The following is a 20770-nucleotide window of genomic DNA, read 5'->3' as shown; positions in this document are numbered from 1 at the left end:
AAAGCTTAAAATAATGGAACTTCTGCTAAGAACGCAACATCCATGTTGCAACGCAGAAGCCAGCACATCCATGTGCAAGTCTAGTGATGATGGCAAAGAGGTCACACCCGTTCCCATACCGAACACGGAAGTTAAGCTCTTTAGCGCCGATGGTAGTTGGGGGCTTCCCCCTGTGAGAGTAGGACGTCGCTAGGCAAAATAATAGTAGTCGAGGATTTATTCCTCGGCTTTTTTTATTTTCTCTTAACCAATACTGCTTCACTAAACCTTGAAAATATAACAAAGTCATTTAGACCTTCTAATATCTAAAAATGCTCGAACCTGGCTTTCTTCTTTAACCATATCCAACGACTTGATTCATTATAAATTTCCTCCTAGAACTATAGTTTGATTCCTAACTTCTCCATGCAAAGTCAATGCTCCACTTGTTAAAGCCCAAAAAGTAACTATGTTGTAAGCGGGTCCTCCCCTAATAAAACCATATAAAAATGGTTGACAGGATATCAGTTGACCTAATAATACGAATTTGAGCTTGTATTCTGTTTTTTTCCTTAGCTTCAATCGATGCAAATAAATATGTATAGAATGTGAAATATCACCATATAAATATGAATTTTCAGAATATAACTGCTATGCATAAATGGGATATTTTGATAATGTGAAAGTAGATGTAAAAAGTAGTAAATTGCTGAAGGAGGAATATAGAATGATTACTTATTCAGTTTCATGTATTTTTTGTAAAAAGACGTTTGAAGTAATTGAAGGGACCAAAAAATATACCATGTATAAAAGAAATATGAAAGGGAAATTTTCCTGTGATGATTGTGATACAAAAATTGAATTTGAGGCCAGAAAAGGGCTATTAGGAAAACTATAAAAAGCTCTGAAATCAACCTGTCTTTGTTCTTTTTTCTGCATTAAAATAGAAAGTAGAAGAAAGGTAGGGAATTCAATGATTACAGTCATAGGAAGTTTAAATATGGATCTAATTGTACAAATGGATGCTTTTCCTAAGCAGGGGGAGACGATTCTAGGTCAGGCATTTCAAACGGTACCTGGTGGTAAAGGGGCCAATCAAGCAGTTGCGGCAGCCCGTCTTGGTCATGAAGTGGCAATGATCGGCTGTGTGGGTAAAGATAGCTTTGGTGAGGCATTACGGAGTGTTTTACAACAAGAACATATACAAACGGGTGCCATCGTAAGTAGTCCTTCTGCTCTGACAGGGATAGCGAATATTCTTATTTATAATAACGACAATCGCATTGTTGTTGTACCTGGAGCAAACTATGAATTATCTCCATCACATCTTGAGGCTTCCAAGCACTTAATACAAAAAAGTCAAATGGTGATCATCCAGCTTGAAATTCCAAAAGAGACGACAGCTTATGCCATTCGAATGTGTAAAGAGGCAGGTGTTCCCATACTATTAAATCCTGCACCTGCCGCAAATTTTGATGTGCAATGGATGGAGGATATTACCTATTTAACACCAAATGAAACGGAATGTGCAGAAATTTTTAATGAACCGATTGACCACCTTTTAGAAAAGTATCCAAATAAATTAATAATAACGCTCGGTAGTGATGGTGCACGTTATTCTGATGGTACCTATCCAATCCATGTGCCAGGCTATATGACGACTGCTGTGGATACAACAGGTGCTGGGGATACGTTTAATGGTGCGTTAGCTTATGCCTTAGTAGAGGGACAATCGTTGGATGAGGCTGTCTACTTTGCTAATATTGCTGCTTCTTTATCGGTAGAAAAATTTAGTGCACAAGGCGGCATGCCGACACTTGATGCTGTATTTGCACGTATGGCTGGATTTTAAAAGTAGTAGATATTTAGGAGAAAGGTCATTCAATTAGAAAAAGATGTAAGTTTAAAATAATTATTTCAAAATATTTCTATCAAATAAAATAGAAAGCATTGTTTAAACTATTTCTTTTAGTCTGAATAGCTAATAATAAGTAAAGTTAGCAGAGAATTGTTATAAGGATGAATTCCTATTTGTTGTATAAACATATAAGTATTTTGTCCTCTTTTCGACAATCCATGTATTAGAAAAGCCATAGTTTCATTTATAATGGACTTATAGATACATACGAAAAGAGGTTTTGAGGATGACCAACATTGACAACACGCCAATCGAATATACAACCTCAGCGAATAATATTCTGCCACAATTTGTTGATCAACTTCGACAACTATATGGCATTATTGTCCAAAATACATATGTGAAAGATACGGCTAAACATTTAAATCGTATTATTCAAGATGCCAATAATCAGACAATGATTTTAATCGTTGGAAAAGAACGTGTAGGTAAAACAACACTTATTAATGGACTGCTAGGACGTGAAATTCTTTCAGTAGATGATCAACATCCAACAGGCGTAAATACATTTATACGTTACGGCGAGCATGAGGAGATTAAAGCTTATTTTTTAGATGGTGTTGTAGCCATATTCGATCTTAGTAAATTAGAGCTATTAACTACTGGCGATACGTTTGCTTCTCAGATTTTACGTGAGCATTTGGACTATTTAGAAGTATATTTGAAAAATGATTTACTTAAATCGGTGACGATCATTGACTCTGTTTCATTAGAAGCTGGGGGAGGAGAAATGGCTTATTTCTCTGAAGCATTGATGAATAGGGTGGATGAAATTTTCTGGGTTTTACGCTCGGGCTCTATGGCTATTGACGCTGAAATATTATTGCTGGAAGCCTTAAAAAATAAAGGGGTTGAACCTTTATGTGTTATTAATGGTATTGATGCTGATGATCATGCTGCGGCATTTGTCTCCTCGCAACAACAACGAATAGGTCATTTAATCAGTGATTTTGTCGCTGTTTCAGCTAGAAATGCATTGGAAGCCAAGCAAACGGACAGTCATGAGCTTTGGGAAAAAAGCCAGTACGAACATTTAATTACTGAAATACATCGTTTTGCTGAAAATAGTGATAAAAAAACCTATGCCATTTTAATTCGCTTCTTACAATGGCTAGAACGTTTCCGCTTCGAATTAACTGTCATTCCACAACGCGATCCATTTCAATCTGCTGTTGAGAATATTGAAAAATATGCAGGCGATACCCAGTATGAATTTTCTCGCAACCAACGAGACTTGGCGATTGTCAAGGAATATGAGCAAGAATACGAAGAAGTTGCTCAAACATTTAAACATGTTCAAACATTATATCAGCTATTACAAACAATCTCACAACATGATTATTTACAGGATGCTAAGGTAGATAAGTTTACAGAAATTGCTGTTTACTATCAACAAATGTTGAGAGAATATCGTACTATGCACAGTGAGTATTCACGTGAATACGAGCGTTTAGATGCACAGCATAAAAAAATTCATGGGAAAGGGCTCATGAAGGCTATTTTTGGTCAACATACACAAAATGACTTTTTCAAAGAGCGAGTAGAAAAGTTAAATGAGCAACAAGTGATTTGTGTCGCGCAATATGACAAAGTACAACAAGCGGAAGCTGCAATGTTGCAAGCGATTCAAGACATACAGCCTTATTTAATAGAATTAGTAAAAGAGCGCATGAGTCGGATTGAACAAAAAGTGCAAGAATTAAATCAACAAAGAGCAAAAGAAAAGCGCCAATTAAAGAACTATGCTGAAAAACTAAATGAATTTTCATGTTTAATTGAAGCTCAAGGCTATATTAAAGGTACCCTTCAGCCATTTTTAATGAATGAAGAGATACCTTTGAAAGCCAAGGATCTCAAAATGCTTGAAGAAACTGTACAGGCTATTTTAAGTATCGATTTATCGTACAACGGCTTACTTACACGCAGTCAAATGAATAATAAAATGGAAAGTATCGCCATCCCTTTTGATGTAAGAGACAAGCATCATCTAGAAGTGCTTTCTTTAAAGGAAGAGGATGTAAAATCAAACGATATTCCTGAAATTCCAAAGAAATTGGCGATCCAATACGAAGAATAAGCTAGAACAAAACGTTCTAAGAGGGCAGACCTTTTAGAACGTTTTTATGTTTGATGAAACATATCATTCCATTTTTACGTATAAATAGTAAGGAGGGGATTTACTTGATTGAAATTAATGGCCGCTTTACGGATGCAAAAATATTTGCTCAAACAGCGCTCCAAACAGCAATCGACCAAATTCAAGAAATGACAGATCAGGCGTTTATGGCTGGTACGAAAGTACGTATTATGCCAGATTATCATGCGGGCAAAGGCTGTGTCATTGGCACGACTATTCAATTGCAGAATCGTGTTGTTCCAAACCTTGTTGGAATTGATGTAGGATGTGGTGTATTTGTAGCACAATTAGATGTTTCGACTGTCGATTTTGCTAAGCTAGATTCTATCATCCGTACACATGTACCAAGTGGACAGGAGATACATAAGGAAGTATCGCCTGCCCGTCAATTTTTAGAATTTGAAGGTAAACAATTTCGAGCAAGCGGTTTGAAAGATGAGTATACCAATCTGTCATTAGGTACTCTTGGTGGTGGCAATCATTTTATCGAACTTGCCAAGGATGAAGAAGAGCAGCACTATTTACTAATTCATACAGGCTCACGCTATGTAGGAGCAAAAGTAGCTAATTGGCATCAAAAAAGAGCATATGAAAATTTACGTCGACAAGATTTGACGGAAAAAATAGCAGAGCTTAAACGACTAGGGCGAGAAAAAGATATACAACCAATGATCCTCGCCTATAAAGAACAAAATCCTGCTGTGCCGAAAGAGTTAGCCTATTTAGAGGGTGACTATTTCCATGACTATATTCATGATATGAAGATTGCTCAACAATTTGCACGTATGAATCGTTGGACTATTGCCGAAATAATCGCTAAACAGATGGGGTGGCATTTCACGGATACATTTGATACGATTCATAACTATATTGATACTGAAACAATGACACTTCGCAAAGGGGCTGTTCGAGCCAATAAAGGAGAAAAGCTAGTTATTCCGATGAACATGCGCGATGGATCACTTATTTGTATTGGAAAAGGCAATGCAGAATGGAATTATTCAGCGCCACATGGAGCAGGGCGTATGTTCTCACGACGAGCTGCTAAAAAAGCATTGAATATGAACGATTTTAAAGACACGATGCAGGGCATTTGGACAACATCCGTCAATGAGGAAACATTGGATGAGGCACCGATGGCTTATAAGCCAATGTCAGAAATAATATCGGCCATAGGAGAAACTGTAGATATTGTCAAAGTCATTAAACCTGTCTATAATTTTAAAGCGAGTGAGGCAGCAAAACCGTATGAGAGAAAGGGCAAAGTGGATGATTAGCCATTCTATTCTCAATAGGCTATAAATGGTATAATATAGCTTTACATTAATGAAATGGGTGGTTTTTTGGTATCTTCAAAAGATGTGGCAAAGTACGCTGGTGTTTCACAAACAACTGTATCGAGGGTGTTGAATACGCCAGAGCTAGTAAAGCCAAAAACAATTGAAAAAGTAATGAAGGCGATTGAGGAACTAAACTATATACCGAATGATATAGCAAGATCGCTTGTTCAGCAAAAAACAGGCATTATTACACTAATTTCAGGACCATTACATAATCCTTTTTTTGTTGATACAACAACAGCGATCGTTAATTATGTCAATGCTCGAGGCTATAAAGTCAATGTCTATTTTGGGACAGAGGACAATTTAAACTCGATCTATAATGCCGTTTTAGAAACGAAGGCGGATGCCATTATTTTATCTTCTATGCTATATCAGGATGAGCTATTTTTTAAACTAGAAAAACGCGGAATTCCCTTTATTATGTTTAATCGTAAGCATCAAGAAAATAGACATTTTGTAGAAATTGATAATGTGCATGCTGGCTATCTTGCGGCAAATCATCTCTTATCTTTAGGGCATCAATCGCTATGCTGGATAGGTGGTCCACATCAAATGAGCACCTTCTATGGTCGCTATCAAGGATTTGTCCAGGCTTTAAAGCAACATGGAATAGATGACAAAACTGTGCCTACATTTTTTACAAACACCAATAAAGATGAAATTGAACGCGCCTTTGAGGAACTATTAAAGTTGGATAGAAGACCTACAGCTATATGTGCGGCTACAGATGCTATCGCCATTGAAATATTGAATCTATGTTTAGAGAGAGGGTTCAAGGTTCCAAGCGATTTCAATGTCATGGGCATTGACAATGTTGAGCTTAGTAAACACCACTCCATTGCCTTGACGACAGTAGGTTTAACGTCAGAAGAGAACTTAGGTTTTATAGCGATTGAAAAATTATTTGAGGTTATGGAGAAAAAAAGTTCTTGCATTAGACAAACAGAGTCTGTTAAACTTTTTCCAAGAAATACAACGTGTAAAAATGAACTGATGTAATATCAGTTTGTTTTTTACACCATAATGGTTACGTATTCATTTCTTTATTTTCTGAAATGAATACGTAACCATAAAGAAAGGAGTGAATCAAGTTGAAAAAGGGCTTATGGATCAACGGAGAATGGAAGATGACTGCTGAATGGGTGGAGGTCCAAGCCCCTTATTCACAAGAGGTATTGGCACAAATTGCGATGGCCACAGAGCAAGATGTAAAGGAGGCCATTGAAAGTGCACAGGCCGCAGCTCCTCAAATGGCTGCATTAACGGCTTTTCAACGAGCAGAGATATTAGAGCATTTATCCACCCTTTTTGCAGAAAATCGAGAGGAAGCGGCGAGTATTATTGCTATGGAATCAGCAAAGCCGTTAAAGTATGCCTACGCTGAAATTGATCGCACAATTGAAACGTATAAATTTGCCGCTGAAGAAGCGAAGCGTCTAACTGGTGAAATGATTCCTATGGATGCATCGAAAAATGGAGAGGGGCGTTTTGCTTATACAATTCGTGAACCAATAGGTGTCGTGGCAGCGATTACCCCCTTTAACTTTCCCCAAAACCTAGTGGCCCATAAAGTAGGCCCGGCATTAGCAGCAGGCAATACAATCGTTCTAAAACCTGCCACACAAACAGCACTGTCTGCTCATTTTCTAGCTAGGTTATTGGCCCAAACTAATTTACCAGCAGGTGCCTTTAATCTCATAACAGGTCAAGGAAAATTAGTAGGCGACGTGTTTTTAGCACATCCAAACGTTAAAATGATTACGTTTACAGGAAGCCCAGCAGTAGGGATTTCTCTACGCAATCGAGCAGGTTTGAAGAAAGTAACTTTAGAATTAGGCTCCAATGCAGGCGTAATTATTGATGAAGGGGTACAGCTCGAGCGTATTATAGATCGTATTGTAATGGGGGCATTTTCCAACCAAGGTCAAGTCTGTATTTCTCTACAGCGAATCTATGTTATGGAGAGTATGATTGAGGAATTTTTAACGCTGCTGAACGCCAAAATCGAGCAGCTGACTATTGGTGATCCAATGGATAGTCAAACAGATCTAGCAATGATGATATCACAAGCTGAACAACAGCGAGCGTATCAATGGATTGAAGAAGCGGTTGCTGAAGGAGCACAAGTGATTACTGGAGGCCGCATTGACAATCATATTTTATTGCCTACGGTTCTATATAATGTTCAACCACAGAGTCGTGTGTCTTGTGAAGAAATTTTTGCACCTGTCGTTACTGTCAATACAGTATCGACTATTGAAGAGGCGATAGCGGCTATCAATGACTCTCACTATGGTCTACAGGCGGGTATCTTCACACCTTCTATTCAGACAGCTTTTCAAGCTACGAAAGCATTGCAGGTAGGTGGGGTCCTGATTAATGATGTACCTACCTATCGAGTCGATCATATGCCATATGGTGGTGTAAAGGAAAGTGGCACTGGTCGTGAGGGCATTAAATATGCATTAGAAGAAATGACGGAAATGAAGCTAGTAATATGGAATAACCAATAATCACGAATGGAGATGGGAAAATGAAAATGATTAAACAACACCCAAAATTGTATGTGATGGACAATGGTACGATGCGAATGGATAAAAACTATATGATTGCGATGCATAATCCTGCAACAATCGACCATCCAAATCAGCCAAATGAATTTGTGGAATTCCCAGTTTATACTGTTCTAATTGATCATCCAGAAGGCAAAATTTTATTTGATACTGCGTGTAATCCAAACTCGATGGGACCAGAAGGACGTTGGGGTGAATTTACGCAAAAAGCATTTCCTATCAATATGCCAGAAGAATGCTATTTACATCACCGATTAGAAGAATTAAATGTTCGCCCAGAGGATATCAAATATGTCGTAGCTTCTCATTTGCATCTCGACCATGCAGGTTGCTTAGAACTGTTTACAAATGCGACGATTATAGTGCAGGAGGACGAGTTTAATGGCACATTACAAACATATGCTAGAAATGTAAAAGACGGTGCCTATGTATGGGGTGACATTGATATGTGGATTAAAAATAATCTACAATGGCGTCTCATTAAACGTGGCGAGGATCATGTGAAACTAGCAGAAGGTATACAAGTATTGAATTTTGGTAGTGGTCATGCTTGGGGCATGCTAGGGTTGCATATTCAAATGCCTGACACAGGTGGCATCATTTTAGCTTCAGATGCCATATACACAGCTGAAAGCTTTGGTCCTCCTGTCAAGCCACCAGGCATTATCTATGATTCTGTAGGCTATAATGCAACGGTTGAACGGATTCGAAGATTAGCACATGAAACAAATTCACAAGTATGGTTTGGACATGATCCTGTTCAATTCAAATCATTTAGAAAATCGACGGAAGGCTATTACGAGTAGATAGGAGTAGAGAAGCCATGCATAAATTAACCTTTACACCTGCTAGTTATACTGGCTGGGGCTGTTTGAGTCAGCTTCTGCTAGAGGTAAAGAAATTTAACGCTTACAATATTTTAATCGTGACAGATCCATTATTAAAAGAAATAGGTTTAACAGATTATGTTGAAAAGCCTTTAATTGAAGAAGGCTACAAGACAACCATTTATACCGATATTGCACCAGAGCCTCCGCTCGCAATTGGAGAAAAACTGGTTGATTTTACGAGAAAGCATCCATTTGATTTAGTGATTGGTGTAGGTGGGGGCAGCGCACTAGATTTAGCAAAGCTTGCCGCTGTATTAGCAACACATGATGGAAAAGTGGCAGATTATTTAAATCTAACTGGAACAAAAACAGTAGACAATAAAGGATTACCTAAAATCTTAATTCCAACTACTTCTGGGACAGGCTCGGAGGTAACTAATATCTCTGTGCTGTCACTCGACACAACCAAGGATGTCGTGACACACGATTATTTACTAGCAGATGTAGCGATTGTAGATCCTGCCTTAACGATTTCCTTACCAGCGAAGGTGACGGCTGCGACTGGTGTAGACGCGTTAACTCATGCGATAGAAGCCTACGTATCAGTAAATGCGAATGCAGTAACAGACGCACTTGCACTACAAGCTATCCGATTAATTAGTCAGTCAATACGAACAGCTGTCCATAATGGGCAAGACAAGCAAGCGCGTACCGATATGAGTTATGGCAGTTATTTAGCAGGCTTAGCCTTTTTTAATGCCGGTGTAGCCGGTGTTCACGCTTTAGCCTATCCGCTTGGAGGTCAATTCCATATTGCTCATGGTGACTCCAATGCAGTGCTGTTACCATATGTTATGGGCTATATCCGACAAAGTTGTGAGAAACGTATGAAAGATATCGTCGATGCGATGGGGGTATCTTCTATCTACTTATCACAGCAAGAGGCTTCCTATAAATGTGTAGAAGCATTACAACAACTAATTAAAGATGTTCAAATTCCTTCCACTTTACAAGGATTCGGTATACCTGCTTCAGCACTCGAACAGTTAACAGAGGATGCAACCAAACAAACACGTATTTTAGCACGCAGTCCTATGCCATTAGAGCGAGATGATATTTATCAAATTTACCTTGCTGCCTTTGATGGCGAAGTCCGTGAACCATAGAGAACATGAGAAACGTTGATTTTTCAGCGTTTCTCTTTTTTTTGCTTTATGATATAAATACTTGGAAAAACCTGAACGAAATAGCACGCTCAACAGTCTAATCATTAGAGGGGAGTGAGGAAGTTGGATGAACAAGCATTAGTAAAGCGTGCCATCGCTGGTGATGAACAGGCATTTCTTTGCCTTATTCAAAACCATGAACAGACATTGTATCGTATTGCCTTTGCCTATGTAAGAAATGAACATGATGCTGTAGAAGCCGTTCAGGAAACAACCTATCGAAGCTTAAAAAAAATACATACTTTAAAAGAGGTAGCTTATTTTGGTACATGGCTTGTCCGAATTTTACTCAATATTTGCTATGATATGCGAGAAAAAAGATTACGTGTAGATTTACAGGAGAATGTAGAAATGGGTGATCATACACAGGATCATCAACGCTTTGAAATGACTGATATTATTGTAAAATTACCAAAAGCACAGCAGGAGCTCATTTTTCTTAAATATTTTCATGACTTACAAAACAAGGAGATTGCTGCACTACATAATATCCCCGAGGGTACGGTTAAATCTAGATTGCATACAGCACTAAGCAAGCTAAAACACTACTTTATGGAAAAGGGGGAGCATTAAATGAGGGACAGGTTTGATTATGATAAATTCGCCCAGGAATTAACACAAATAAAAGTACCACAAGAGCAATTGGTCAACGCACGCTTGAAAAGTATGAATCGCTACCATTCTGAAAAACGAATACGTCAACGAATTTGGCAAAGCCTTGCTATCGTAACGATATTGATAGTAGTGCTAGTAACATCTATTCGTGTATCTCCTGCACTTGCAAATAGTTTGGCAAAAATACCTATTTTTGCACCAATTGTCCATATGATCAACGATGATAAAGGTGTCCAAGATATTGTAAATAATCAATATTACGAGGAGCTTGGCGTGTCACAAAGTAAAAATGAATTAACGTTTACACTTCAAGGTGTTATTGCGGATGAAACAGGGATGATCCTCCCTTATACATTAACTGCCCCATTCGATATTCAACAGCTCGACATCAAGAACATACATCTCAAACTGAATGGTGAAATAATACCCGTAGGTCTGGGATATGGCTGGTATCATGGAGAAGAAACGAAGGTCATTGAGGAAAATTTTCAAGTAACATTTAACGAGCCGATTAATTATCAAGGTGCACAATTTGAATTAGTAATACAAGTTAATGATCAACAGCAAACAACTTTTTCCATCCCATTCTCAGTGAAAAAACCAATCGCCAAAGCTAAGGTATATGTAGTAAATAAAGAACTGAGCTTTGAAGGCCAGCATATAACGGTAAAATCTGTTTCTATATCGCCACTTCGAACAGGTATTACAATGGCTCTTAATCCCCATAATACGATGCGGATTTTAGGCTTTGAGGATATTCGTATGTTGGACGAAAGGGGAGAGGCTTGGACAACGATTCAAAATGGTCTGACAGCAACAGGGACTTTACTAGATGGGGAAGCGACATTCTATCTGCAAAGTAATTATTTTAGGGAACCTAAGCAGTTATCATTAGCCATTGGGAAAGTAGTAGCCCTACCAGTAGGTCAGGATTATATAGAGGTAGATTTTAATAAAAATAAGGTGTTAGCAAAGCCACCACTAGCAGGGCTAGCTATACAAGTGAATGATCAGATGGTAACCTTACATGCACCAAAGCACTCTCAAGATAAATTAAGTGCATTTCTAGGAAGAGCAGTCGATGCTCAAGGCACTGAATTTTATAGTAATGGCTCTAGTCATTCTGGTCCGAAAGAGAATCAAATTGTCCAGAATGAAAGCTATGATTTAAAGGGTATTGTGAACCCAGTACGGATTTACTTTAATTATTATGAAAATTACCTAGAGGGAACAGAAATAATAGATCTTCCATTGAATTAACAAAAAAATCTGCCGTGGATGGCAGATTTTTTAAAATCACATGTTACGCTTCCGCATCTGGTGTAAAAGTACGGGTAGCCAATTCAGCATCAAGCATAAAGATGGCGTTTGAGTCATTTTCGATACGTTCAAATTTACGAATTAATGTATCAAATGTAGATTCTTCTTCCACCTGCTCGTCAATGAACCATTTTAAAAAGGCCATTGTTGCATGCTCGCGTTCATCTAAAGCGATATCTGATAGATTATAAATACGACGTGTCACTTCTTTTTCATGAGAAAGGGCAGTTTTAAAGGCATCTAAAATCGATTCAAAATGATTGTCTGGGCTATCAAAGCCATGAATCGTTGCGCGGTAACCCATATCACTTAAGAAATTATAAAATTTCATGGCATGGAAGCGTTCTTCTTCTGCTTGTACAAAAAAGAAGTTAGCGAAGCCATCATAATCTTGATCAGTGCAATAGGCTGCCATTGCCATGTAGGCATGTGCAGAGTAAAATTCAAAATTCATTTGTTCGTTAAGAGCTGTGTGTAGTTTTTCAGATAACATAAAGGTTTTCCTCCTTTTGCAGTAAATGACTTCTTTACTAGTATACAGTGTAGGAAGAGGAACATACAAAAAATTTATTTTTCGTGGAAATTTATGCAAAAATGAATTGATATTCGTTCTCAATTAGAAAATTTATTCCAAATGACTGTTCAAGGAAAAATGAAAAAATCGCTTCGACATAAGTCTTAGCGATTTTTTCAACTTTATTGTTCTTGTTGTTTTTGATTTTTGACACCGACTAAGTAACCACCAAGTGCGATAGCGACTAAGACAATCCAGAAAGTAGCTTTCCATACAGTCGAATGTGGGAATTCGTGTGGAATAACGCCCAGTTTTTCATGTGCTAATGTTAAAACAGCTAATTTTACACCAACCCAGCCTACAATTAGGAAGGCTGCAGTTTCAAGTGAAGGGAATTTATCAAGAATTTTAACAAACCATCGAGCGGCAAAACGCATCATAATGACACCAATAATACCACCTAAGAACATGACAGCAAACTGACCAGCATTAATGCCACCGATATCAAATTCACCGATATGTGGTAATGTTACGGCGATGGCCACGGCTGCTAAAATTGAATCGACTGCGAACGCGATATCAGCAAGCTCGACCTTGACAACCGTCATCCAGAAGCCAGATTTCTTTTTAGGCTCCTGCACTTCTTCGGAGTTTTGCGAAGCCTTCCGTGAATCATAAATATGCTTAATCGACATAAACAATAGATAGGCAGCACCGATCGCTTGAATTTGCCAAAAATTTACGAGTGTCGTGATAAGGAATAGTGCGGCAAAACGGAAGATAAATGCCCCGACCAATCCGTATAATAAAGCTTTTTGTTGCTGTCCTTTTGGTAAATGCTTAACCATAACAGCCATCACCACTGCATTGTCAGCTGCTAATAAACCTTCTAGTACGATTAATACGATGAGTACCCATGCGTATTCTAAAAATATTGCCTCCAAATGTATTTCCTCCTTTAAATTTTGAACAGAAATGAATGGCGTGCTTCTAACTTATTCTTTCCTAATTTTAAGCAAAAGAAAAAGACCCCTGCCTAAAAAATAGGCAAAGGTCTTGCTAAGCAATTAACTGTTCGTTGCACAGAATGTATTCTGTGTGACAAGAAATGCCATCACACCCGATGGTAGATACCATGTAATGACGAATGTGAAATCAGATGCATCGATCGCATCTGCTAGCTACTCCCCTTTGACAATAAAGTCAAAAGCTATTCAGTTCTTACATAAATAATAGCATGCGGAAAAATGAAAGTAAATAAAAATATACTGCTATGGAGAAAAAATACTTTTCCGTTATGTTTGCACAAATGGTACTATTAAAAGATAGGCGAAAATTTTACAACTTAGAAAGGAGACAAACATGTATAGAAAATTTTTTTCCTACTATAAACCACATAAACGTTTGTTTGTCATCGATTTTTCGAGTGCTATCATTGTAGCCATTTTAGAGCTAGCTTTTCCACTTGCCGTTCAGTGGTTTATCGATGAACTGTTACCAACAGGCGATTGGAACATGATTGTGAAAGTAAGTATTTTATTGCTGCTTGTTTATGCAATTAGTACTTTACTGAACTTTATCGTCAACTATTTAGGACATAAACTCGGCATTAATATTGAGACTGATATGCGACAGGAATTATTTACACATGTCCAAAGACAATCATTCCGTTTCTTCGATAATACCAAAACAGGGCATATAATGAGCCGCATTACGAATGATTTATTTGATATTGGTGAGTTTGCCCATCATGGACCAGAGGATTTATTTATTGCCATTATGACCTTTGTTGGGGCCTTTGCTATTATGTTCAATGTGAATCCGACACTCGCTTTAATTGCAGCGATTATGGTGCCATTTTTAACATGGCTTGTGACTTTTAGTAATATTAAAATGAATAATGCTTGGAAGACGATGTACGGTAAAATTGCTGATGTCAATGGGCGTGTAGAGGATAGTGTATCTGGAGTGCGCGTTGTGAAATCCTTTACAAACGAGGATTTTGAAATTAGCCGATTTAAAGAGCAAAATGGATTCTTCCGCTCGGCAAAATTGTATGCTTATAAAATTATGGCCGGAACACACTCCAGCATTTATATGATGACTCGCCTTTTAACATTAGTGGTGCTAGTTGTCGGTGCTTGGCTAAGCTTTAATGGCAAGCTATCTTATGGGGAGCTCGTGAGCTTTGTCTTATATACAAATGTACTTATCAAACCAATTGATAAAATTAGTGCATTATTAGAGCTTTACCCAAAAGGGATGGCTGGCTTTAAGCGATTCCGTGAATTAATTGAGCAGGATCCTGAGATTCAAGATCGTGAGGACGCGAAGGTCATCAAACATTTAGATGGTGATATTGCGTTCAACAAAGTGCACTTTAATTACGACTCATCCAAACAAGTTTTAAAGGATATATCATTTGATGTAAAAGCTGGACAAACCATTGCCTTTGTAGGACCATCAGGAGCCGGTAAAACGACGATTTGTTCGTTAATTCCTAGATTTTATGAGGTCTCTAAAGGTGCGATTACGATTGACGGTATCGATATACGCAATATGACACAGGCTTCATTACGTGCACAAATTGGTATCGTACAGCAGGATGTCTTTTTATTTACAGGGACTATTCGTGAAAACATTGCCTATGGAAAACTAGATGCTAGTGAAGCAGAAATTCGAGAGGCAGCGAAAAAGGCTCATTTAGAGGCATTTATCGCAGAACTGCCAGAGGGCTATAATACCCAAATTGGGGAACGAGGCTTAAAATTATCAGGTGGCCAAAAACAACGTCTAGCTATTGCTCGTATGTTCTTGAAGAACCCACCAATCTTAATTTTAGACGAAGCAACCTCTGCATTAGATACGGAAACAGAGATGATTATCCAGCAGTCTTTAACCGAGCTTGCTGAAAATCGAACAACGTTAGTTATTGCCCACCGATTGGCAACCATTCGCAATGCAGATCGAGTATTAGTTGTCACACCGAACGGCATTGAAGAAGACGGTACTTATGATGAGCTAGTTGCACAAGATGGAATCTTTGCTAAGCTCCATCATATTCAATTCCGGAAAGGACAAACAGAACAAAGCATGCAGAAGGATTTTGTTGAACTAACGTAAGTTAAGGAAAAGGGAGAATGATATTGCATCATCTCCCTTTTTTTGTCTATTCTTCTACATCATCTAACTGTTTGTAATAACTCTCTACAATAGGATGAATATCTGGGGTTGAATCGTAATAGATATCATCAATTTCATTTAATGTAAAGGAAAATTCTTTTTTGCCATCTAAAAGTTTAATGCCATATCGCCATCCAGAACGCTCTTCTTGATTGGTTTGTGGCGTAAATTCTACATCTTTAATTAGATTTAAAAAATCATTGATTTGTTCTTGCTTTGTAATTGTTTTGTAATAGCCAGTTGAACCATCTTGAATAATTACTTTATCCACCTGTTCAATTTGAGCATCTTGATAAAATTTTTCTAGTGTTTGTGTCTTTCCATGAGAACAAGCAGAAAGTAGAAATAAAATTCCGACTATTACCCCAAACACTTGTTTTTTCATTCAACCACCCCCAAGTTTAATTCTACCACCTAGATAAAAGCACAAGATGATATTGGATAGATTTTATGATAAATTTTGAATAAGGAATAATTTTTAAACGACAGTGACTAAATCTTTCATGAAAGGTTGAGGTGAAGCAATGGATAACGAGAAAATCATTGGTCAAACGAAAAGTGTAGGCTTTCAAATAGGTGTTAGAAGGACTTTTCCTTTTTCACAGGAGCAAGCTTGGGCATTAATCATTGCTAAGGAAGGTTTACATTCATGGGTAGGGGATGGTGCTACTCTTCATTTGGAGCCTGGGCAGAAGTATCACTCTAAAATCGGGGCAGGGGAAATTAGAATTGTTAAACCGTTAGAGCAGCTTCGACTTACTTGGCAAAAGGAAGGGTGGTCAAGACCATCCACCGTTCAAATTCGTATTCTACCAAAAGAAAGTAATAAAACTACGATTAGTTTTCACCAAGAACATCTTTCTGATCAGAAAGTGCGAGAAGAAATGAAACAATATTGGGAAAGTGTACTGGACAGTATTAAAGCGAGGGCACATACTATTTGAGAAAAAAGCATCCCTACTTTTTGATCTGACCCAAAAAAGTTAGACATATTTAGTTAAGCTACTTCTAAGACCTGAGTTCGGTACTCCACCGGGCTTAGGTCTTTTAATTTTGCCTTCATTCGTTTGTGATTGTAATAGTGAATATAGTCATGAAGTTCCTGTTCGAAATGTGCCATGGATTCAAATTCTTGTAGATACAGGAGTTCAGATTTTAATAAGCCAAAGAAATTTTCTATGACTGCGTTATCTAAACAATTGCCCTTACGGGACATACTTTGCGTAATCCCATGTTGTTTTAAGGTTCGTTGATACTTTTTCATTTGATAGTGCCAACCTTGATCCGAATGAAGAACGACTTGATCACCTGATTGAATGCGCTCCAATGCTTGTTCTAGCATATCATGGACGAGGTTATACACTGGACGATTCATTACCGTGTATGCAATAATTTCGCCATTACATAAATCAAGGACTGGTGATAAATAGCGTTTCTCACCAAATAGATGGAACTCTGTCACGTCTGTTACCCATTTCTCGTTCATTTTTTTCGCTGTAAAATCACGTTGTAATATGTTTGGGGCAATTTTTCCGACTTTTCCTTTATACGAACGATATTTCCTCATGCGGACTTCACATTTTATGCCAATGGCATTCATCAAACCGTTAATCGTTTTGGGATCATGAACAATGCCGTATTTTTTAAGTTCTTTAGCAATCCGACGATAGCCATAACGTCCCTTATGTTCATGATAAATGGACTGAATTGCGACTTTCACATCAGCGTATTTATCAGTACGATTCAAACGCTTTTCCCAGTAATAATACGTACTACGTGGAATATCAGCGACTTTGATTAATTCCACCACTTCATAGATTTCCTTTAGTTCGTAAATTACTTGCGCTTTGATTTGGTTGGTAATTTTTCTTTCATTTGAACTAAAGTATTCAACTTTTTTAAGTAGGCATTCTCCATTTCTAATTGTTTAATACGTGCTGTTAACGCCTCAACAGACCCTTCAGCTGGTATTGATTTCGTTGTTCTTTTTGTGTCTTTTTTCATGGATGGACGCCCCTTTTTCTTGGAAACAAGAGCATCATAACCACCAACTTCAAACTTTAATTTCCAACCCCGAATTAAGCCAGAAGATGAAATATTAAAGAGAGCAGCTGTATCAACTGAAGATGTACCTGTCTCGTTCATATAATTTAGTACATTCATTTTATAGTCAGCTGAATAGTTTGTATAGGACTTTAAGAAAGTCTCTACACCATTTTTTTGATATCGGCGAACCCATTCACTTACAACCCTTTTTGTCACTCCGATGTCTTCTGCGATTTCAATCATAGATTCATCTCCATTTAAGTATCGCTGGACTGCTTGAATACGTTGTTCAGCCTTTACTTTTGCCATAAAAAAACCCCCGTAAAAGTTAGATTGGTGTCTAACTTTTACGGGGCAGTTCATTTTTAAAGGGATGCTTTTTGCTTAACTTTTTGATTCTTTGTTTTCATGGCCTTTAGGTGAGCGTGTATAATCCTGAGGAGCCAGTGCTTTATTGCGCTCAGTATAGCCTTTGGGTGATAAGCGGAAGACGGATTTTTTAATGGTAGCCCAATTTAAATCTGTCGCAAGATTCATGTAGGAATAGCCATAAATTCGAATATTACATACATAGAGGAGTGTAAAATATAAAGAAACGAAGAAGCCGAACAATCCGAAAAAGGCACTTGCAAGGATAAAGGCAACACGTAAGATGCTGACAGAGGTAACAAGCGATTGATTAACCAATGTAAAAGAAGCGATCGTCGAAATCGCGATGACAACAATCATTTCAGGGCTCGTTACACCTGCACGAATGGCTGCATCCCCAATGATTAATCCACCTACAACACTAATTGTACCTCCGATTACGGAAGGTAGACGCAAGCCCGCTTCTCGAAACAATTCAAACATTAAAAGCATAAGCAGCATTTCAAGGGAAGAGGGGAGAGGTAACCCCGATTTTGCTTGTACAACTGTCGCGAGTAGTTGTAATGGTAATTGATTTTGATGATAGGTCGTTAAGGAAAGCCAAAATGCAGGCAGTAGTAAACCGATTAAAATCCCAAATATTCTTAATAAGCGTTCAAGTGAACTAAAGATTATTGGGTATTCATTATCCTCGGCTGATTTAAGTAGTAAAAACAAATTAACAGGCGTAATAACAGCGTAGGCAACGCCATCTACAAAAATAACAAATCGTCCTCTTGCTAATGCTTGAACTGCATAATCGGCTCTTCCTGTATAATCAAACTTCGGAAAAAGCTTAGAATTTTTATTTACCCGTTCCATCAATAAATCGCCACTAAAAACAATATCCGTATCAACGGCTGCAAGCTGCTTTTTAATGCCATGTAAAATGTCCATATCTACAATGTCATCAAAATAAAGAATGGCTACCGTTGTCTTTGAACGTTTTCCTAGCTCCATTTTTTCTACGCAAAAGGAATTGGTCGGTAATCGTTTTCGGATAAGTGCGATATTGACGCGTATATCTTCGATAAAATTATCCCTTGGCCCTTTTACAAGAACCTCCATGCGTGTTTCTTCAGGTTTACGATTAGGCTTTTTTGCGATATTGCTAGCATAGACAAGATTGTCTTTGTGAAAATAAAGCAATAAAAACCCACTATATACAAATGTAAGGAGCTGTTCCTTGTCTTCTATTTTTTGCAAACTTGGAATATGAAGATGTCTTTCAATATTCTCTTCGAATGGAACATCATCCAAATGATCATAAAGATACTGAATACGTTGAATGATCACCTCATTAAGCATTTGTTGATCAATCATGGCATCACAAATTATAAAGTGTACTTTCTCCTGATTAAAGGTAAATTCCTGATATTGAATATCCGCTGATTTTTGAAACAATTTCTTAATTGTACGCAGATCTAGCGCTTGCTCTTGCTGAGGCATTATGCTTCACCACTTTTCATGTCTTGTTTATCAGTTTTCCCCTTTTTAGAAGATTTATCCGACAAGAAAGCTACGATAACGAAAAATATGGACAGCGCAAAGAAAAAAATAAATGTAAAAGTTAAAATATAATTTCCTTTCACCTTTAAAAATAAGCTTTCATTTAACATAATTAATGGTAAACAAAGGATGAAGAAGGGAGGTGCCAGCATTTGCCATATACGCTTTTTATCTCCTGTCATTTTCAATAAATCAGCTACGATGTACAAAAGGAAACTTACACGTATAAAAGTTCCGGTTAACCATTGGTAAATAGAGAAGAAGTCAAGATGTTCAATATAGCGCCCAATCGTCACTAAACCCCATTCTTCATAGGCAGGATAGCGTTGTTTAGCGGCTTCACTTGGACCAAACTCCGTTATGGCCCCAATTAATGGACCTAAAGTTAAACCAACTAGGATCGCTAGCATAATAGCAAAGTGATACCAGCGAATTTGCTCTTTATACTGATGTTGTAAAAATAACAATATTAACAGCTCAATAAACCCTGATGCTGGGAATATCATACCTCGAAACACGGGCTGTAATCCATGTTCAAAGAAGGGTCGTAATAATTCATAATCTTTTACTTGTATATTGGTAAAGGCAACAAAAAAGCCAAGAACGACAACCCCAAATAATACAAAGACATTTAAGATGACGATCGTCTGTAGACTAGTGGTCACCAGTAGTATACAAAGAAAAATATAGATAACTAATAATATGATAACAGGCGTTTGAGGTAAAAATGTCGTATTGACCCATTGTAAGGTTTCAACCATTGTAAAAGCAGTCATAACCATTAAAAAAATAATAATCGTATAAATAATAATGGTAGAGCCGATTTTTCCGATTTTTTCGTTTAACCAGTCTCGGATGGATTCTTGTTTAGTTTTCTTGTGAATATACACAACAAGAAATAGCCAAAAGAACATGATACCTCCAGCAAACAATACGGATAGCCAGCCATCTCTTTTGGCCATATCTAAAAGAGGAGGAAGAATGGTTACATGGTTTTTCAAGCCAATAACTGTCATTGATAGGAAGATGACATGTAAAATACTGATTGATCCTACACCTTTCATGATGAAAACCCTCTAACATTGATTGATACATATTAGCTTAGACAAAAAAAGTCAGCTTTATAAGCAAAAAATGGTATGTCTACATGAAAAAACGAGGTATTTGAT

Annotated in this window: 18 protein-coding genes and 1 rRNA gene; 13 read left to right on the top strand and 6 right to left on the bottom strand. The window is 37.6% G+C overall.

Annotation, left to right across the window (positions count from 1 at the left end; translation table 11 throughout):
* Positions 1 to 79: 79 nt before the first annotated feature.
* From rrf to MKY49_RS13520, 11 genes are all read left to right on the top strand, one after another.
* A 5S ribosomal RNA gene (gene rrf, locus MKY49_RS13570) occupies positions 80 to 195 on the top strand.
* Between the two features lie 511 nt (positions 196 to 706).
* A complete protein-coding gene (locus tag MKY49_RS13565; RefSeq protein ID WP_274793503.1) occupies positions 707 to 877 on the top strand; it encodes a hypothetical protein in 171 nt (56 codons plus the stop codon).
* 75 nt (positions 878 to 952) lie between these two features.
* On the top strand, positions 953 to 1831 hold the full coding sequence (rbsK, locus tag MKY49_RS13560) for a ribokinase (protein WP_274793502.1): 879 nt from the start codon (positions 953 to 955) through the stop codon (positions 1829 to 1831).
* A 292-nt stretch (positions 1832 to 2123) separates the two neighbouring features.
* Positions 2124 to 3974 (top strand): dynamin family protein, encoded by a 1851-nt coding sequence (locus MKY49_RS13555; protein WP_274793501.1) that lies wholly within the window; start codon positions 2124 to 2126, stop codon positions 3972 to 3974.
* Positions 3975 to 4078: 104 nt separating this feature from the next.
* Entirely contained in the window at positions 4079 to 5311 is a 1233-nt protein-coding gene (locus MKY49_RS13550; protein ID WP_341386485.1) for an RtcB family protein, read from the top strand.
* A 66-nt stretch (positions 5312 to 5377) separates the two neighbouring features.
* On the top strand, positions 5378 to 6376 hold the full coding sequence (locus MKY49_RS13545; RefSeq protein WP_341386484.1) for a LacI family DNA-binding transcriptional regulator: 999 nt from the start codon (positions 5378 to 5380) through the stop codon (positions 6374 to 6376).
* Positions 6377 to 6468: 92 nt separating this feature from the next.
* Positions 6469 to 7890, top strand: coding sequence for an aldehyde dehydrogenase family protein (locus MKY49_RS13540; RefSeq protein WP_341386483.1), 1422 nt, complete (start codon positions 6469 to 6471; stop codon positions 7888 to 7890).
* 20 nt (positions 7891 to 7910) lie between these two features.
* Complete coding sequence (gene ahlS / locus MKY49_RS13535) at positions 7911 to 8756, top strand: AhlS family quorum-quenching N-acyl homoserine lactonase (RefSeq protein WP_274793497.1); 846 nt, start codon at positions 7911 to 7913, stop codon at positions 8754 to 8756.
* 17 nt (positions 8757 to 8773) lie between these two features.
* Positions 8774 to 9946, top strand: a complete 1173-nt coding sequence (locus tag MKY49_RS13530) for an iron-containing alcohol dehydrogenase (RefSeq protein ID WP_274793496.1) — start codon at positions 8774 to 8776, stop codon at positions 9944 to 9946.
* 123 nt (positions 9947 to 10069) lie between these two features.
* Complete coding sequence (locus tag MKY49_RS13525; protein WP_341386482.1) at positions 10070 to 10579, top strand: sigma-70 family RNA polymerase sigma factor; 510 nt, start codon at positions 10070 to 10072, stop codon at positions 10577 to 10579.
* Positions 10580 to 11881: a DUF4179 domain-containing protein gene (locus tag MKY49_RS13520; protein ID WP_341386481.1), complete on the top strand. Its 1302-nt coding sequence runs from the start codon at positions 10580 to 10582 to the stop codon at positions 11879 to 11881.
* A gap of 43 nt (positions 11882 to 11924) precedes the next feature.
* Here the strand turns inward: MKY49_RS13520 and MKY49_RS13515 are convergent, their stop codons facing one another.
* Entirely contained in the window at positions 11925 to 12434 is a 510-nt protein-coding gene (locus tag MKY49_RS13515) for a ferritin (protein WP_341386480.1), read from the bottom strand.
* A 203-nt stretch (positions 12435 to 12637) separates the two neighbouring features.
* Positions 12638 to 13399 (bottom strand): TerC family protein, encoded by a 762-nt coding sequence (locus MKY49_RS13510; protein WP_322612116.1) that lies wholly within the window; start codon positions 13397 to 13399, stop codon positions 12638 to 12640.
* A gap of 418 nt (positions 13400 to 13817) precedes the next feature.
* On the opposite strand from MKY49_RS13510, the gene MKY49_RS13505 reads away from it, so the two are divergent.
* The gene (locus MKY49_RS13505; protein WP_312507662.1) at positions 13818 to 15578 is read left to right on the top strand and encodes an ABC transporter ATP-binding protein; all 1761 of its coding nucleotides are present in this window, start codon (positions 13818 to 13820) and stop codon (positions 15576 to 15578) included.
* Positions 15579 to 15624: 46 nt separating this feature from the next.
* Here the strand turns inward: MKY49_RS13505 and MKY49_RS13500 are convergent, their stop codons facing one another.
* Entirely contained in the window at positions 15625 to 16023 is a 399-nt protein-coding gene (locus MKY49_RS13500; RefSeq protein ID WP_312507663.1) for a hypothetical protein, read from the bottom strand.
* A 139-nt stretch (positions 16024 to 16162) separates the two neighbouring features.
* Here MKY49_RS13500 and MKY49_RS13495 point away from each other — a divergent pair, with 139 nt between their 5' ends.
* Entirely contained in the window at positions 16163 to 16582 is a 420-nt protein-coding gene (locus MKY49_RS13495) for an SRPBCC family protein (protein ID WP_312507664.1), read from the top strand.
* Between the two features lie 53 nt (positions 16583 to 16635).
* Here MKY49_RS13495 and MKY49_RS13490 read toward each other — a convergent pair.
* The 3 genes from MKY49_RS13490 to MKY49_RS13480 form a co-directional block, all read right to left on the bottom strand.
* Positions 16636 to 17993 (bottom strand): IS3 family transposase gene (locus MKY49_RS13490; RefSeq protein WP_274793488.1). Its coding sequence is split into 2 segments (ribosomal slippage): positions 16636 to 17540 and positions 17540 to 17993, totalling 1359 coding nucleotides; the frame shifts between segments, so codons are not numbered across the junction.
* Positions 17994 to 18068: 75 nt separating this feature from the next.
* Positions 18069 to 19541, bottom strand: a complete 1473-nt coding sequence (locus MKY49_RS13485; protein WP_322606639.1) for a spore germination protein — start codon at positions 19539 to 19541, stop codon at positions 18069 to 18071.
* Positions 19541 to 20665 (bottom strand): endospore germination permease, encoded by a 1125-nt coding sequence (locus MKY49_RS13480; protein WP_341386479.1) that lies wholly within the window; start codon positions 20663 to 20665, stop codon positions 19541 to 19543. Before MKY49_RS13480 ends, MKY49_RS13485 begins: the two co-directional genes overlap by 1 nt.
* Positions 20666 to 20770: the final 105 nt, after the last annotated feature.

The sequence above is a fragment of the Lysinibacillus sp. FSL M8-0134 genome (assembly GCF_038069745.1).
Classification (GTDB): Bacteria; Bacillota; Bacilli; order Bacillales_A; family Planococcaceae; genus Lysinibacillus; species Lysinibacillus irui.
The sequence above is the reverse complement of the archived record's forward strand: the minus strand, read 5'-3'. Positions and strand labels throughout refer to the sequence as shown.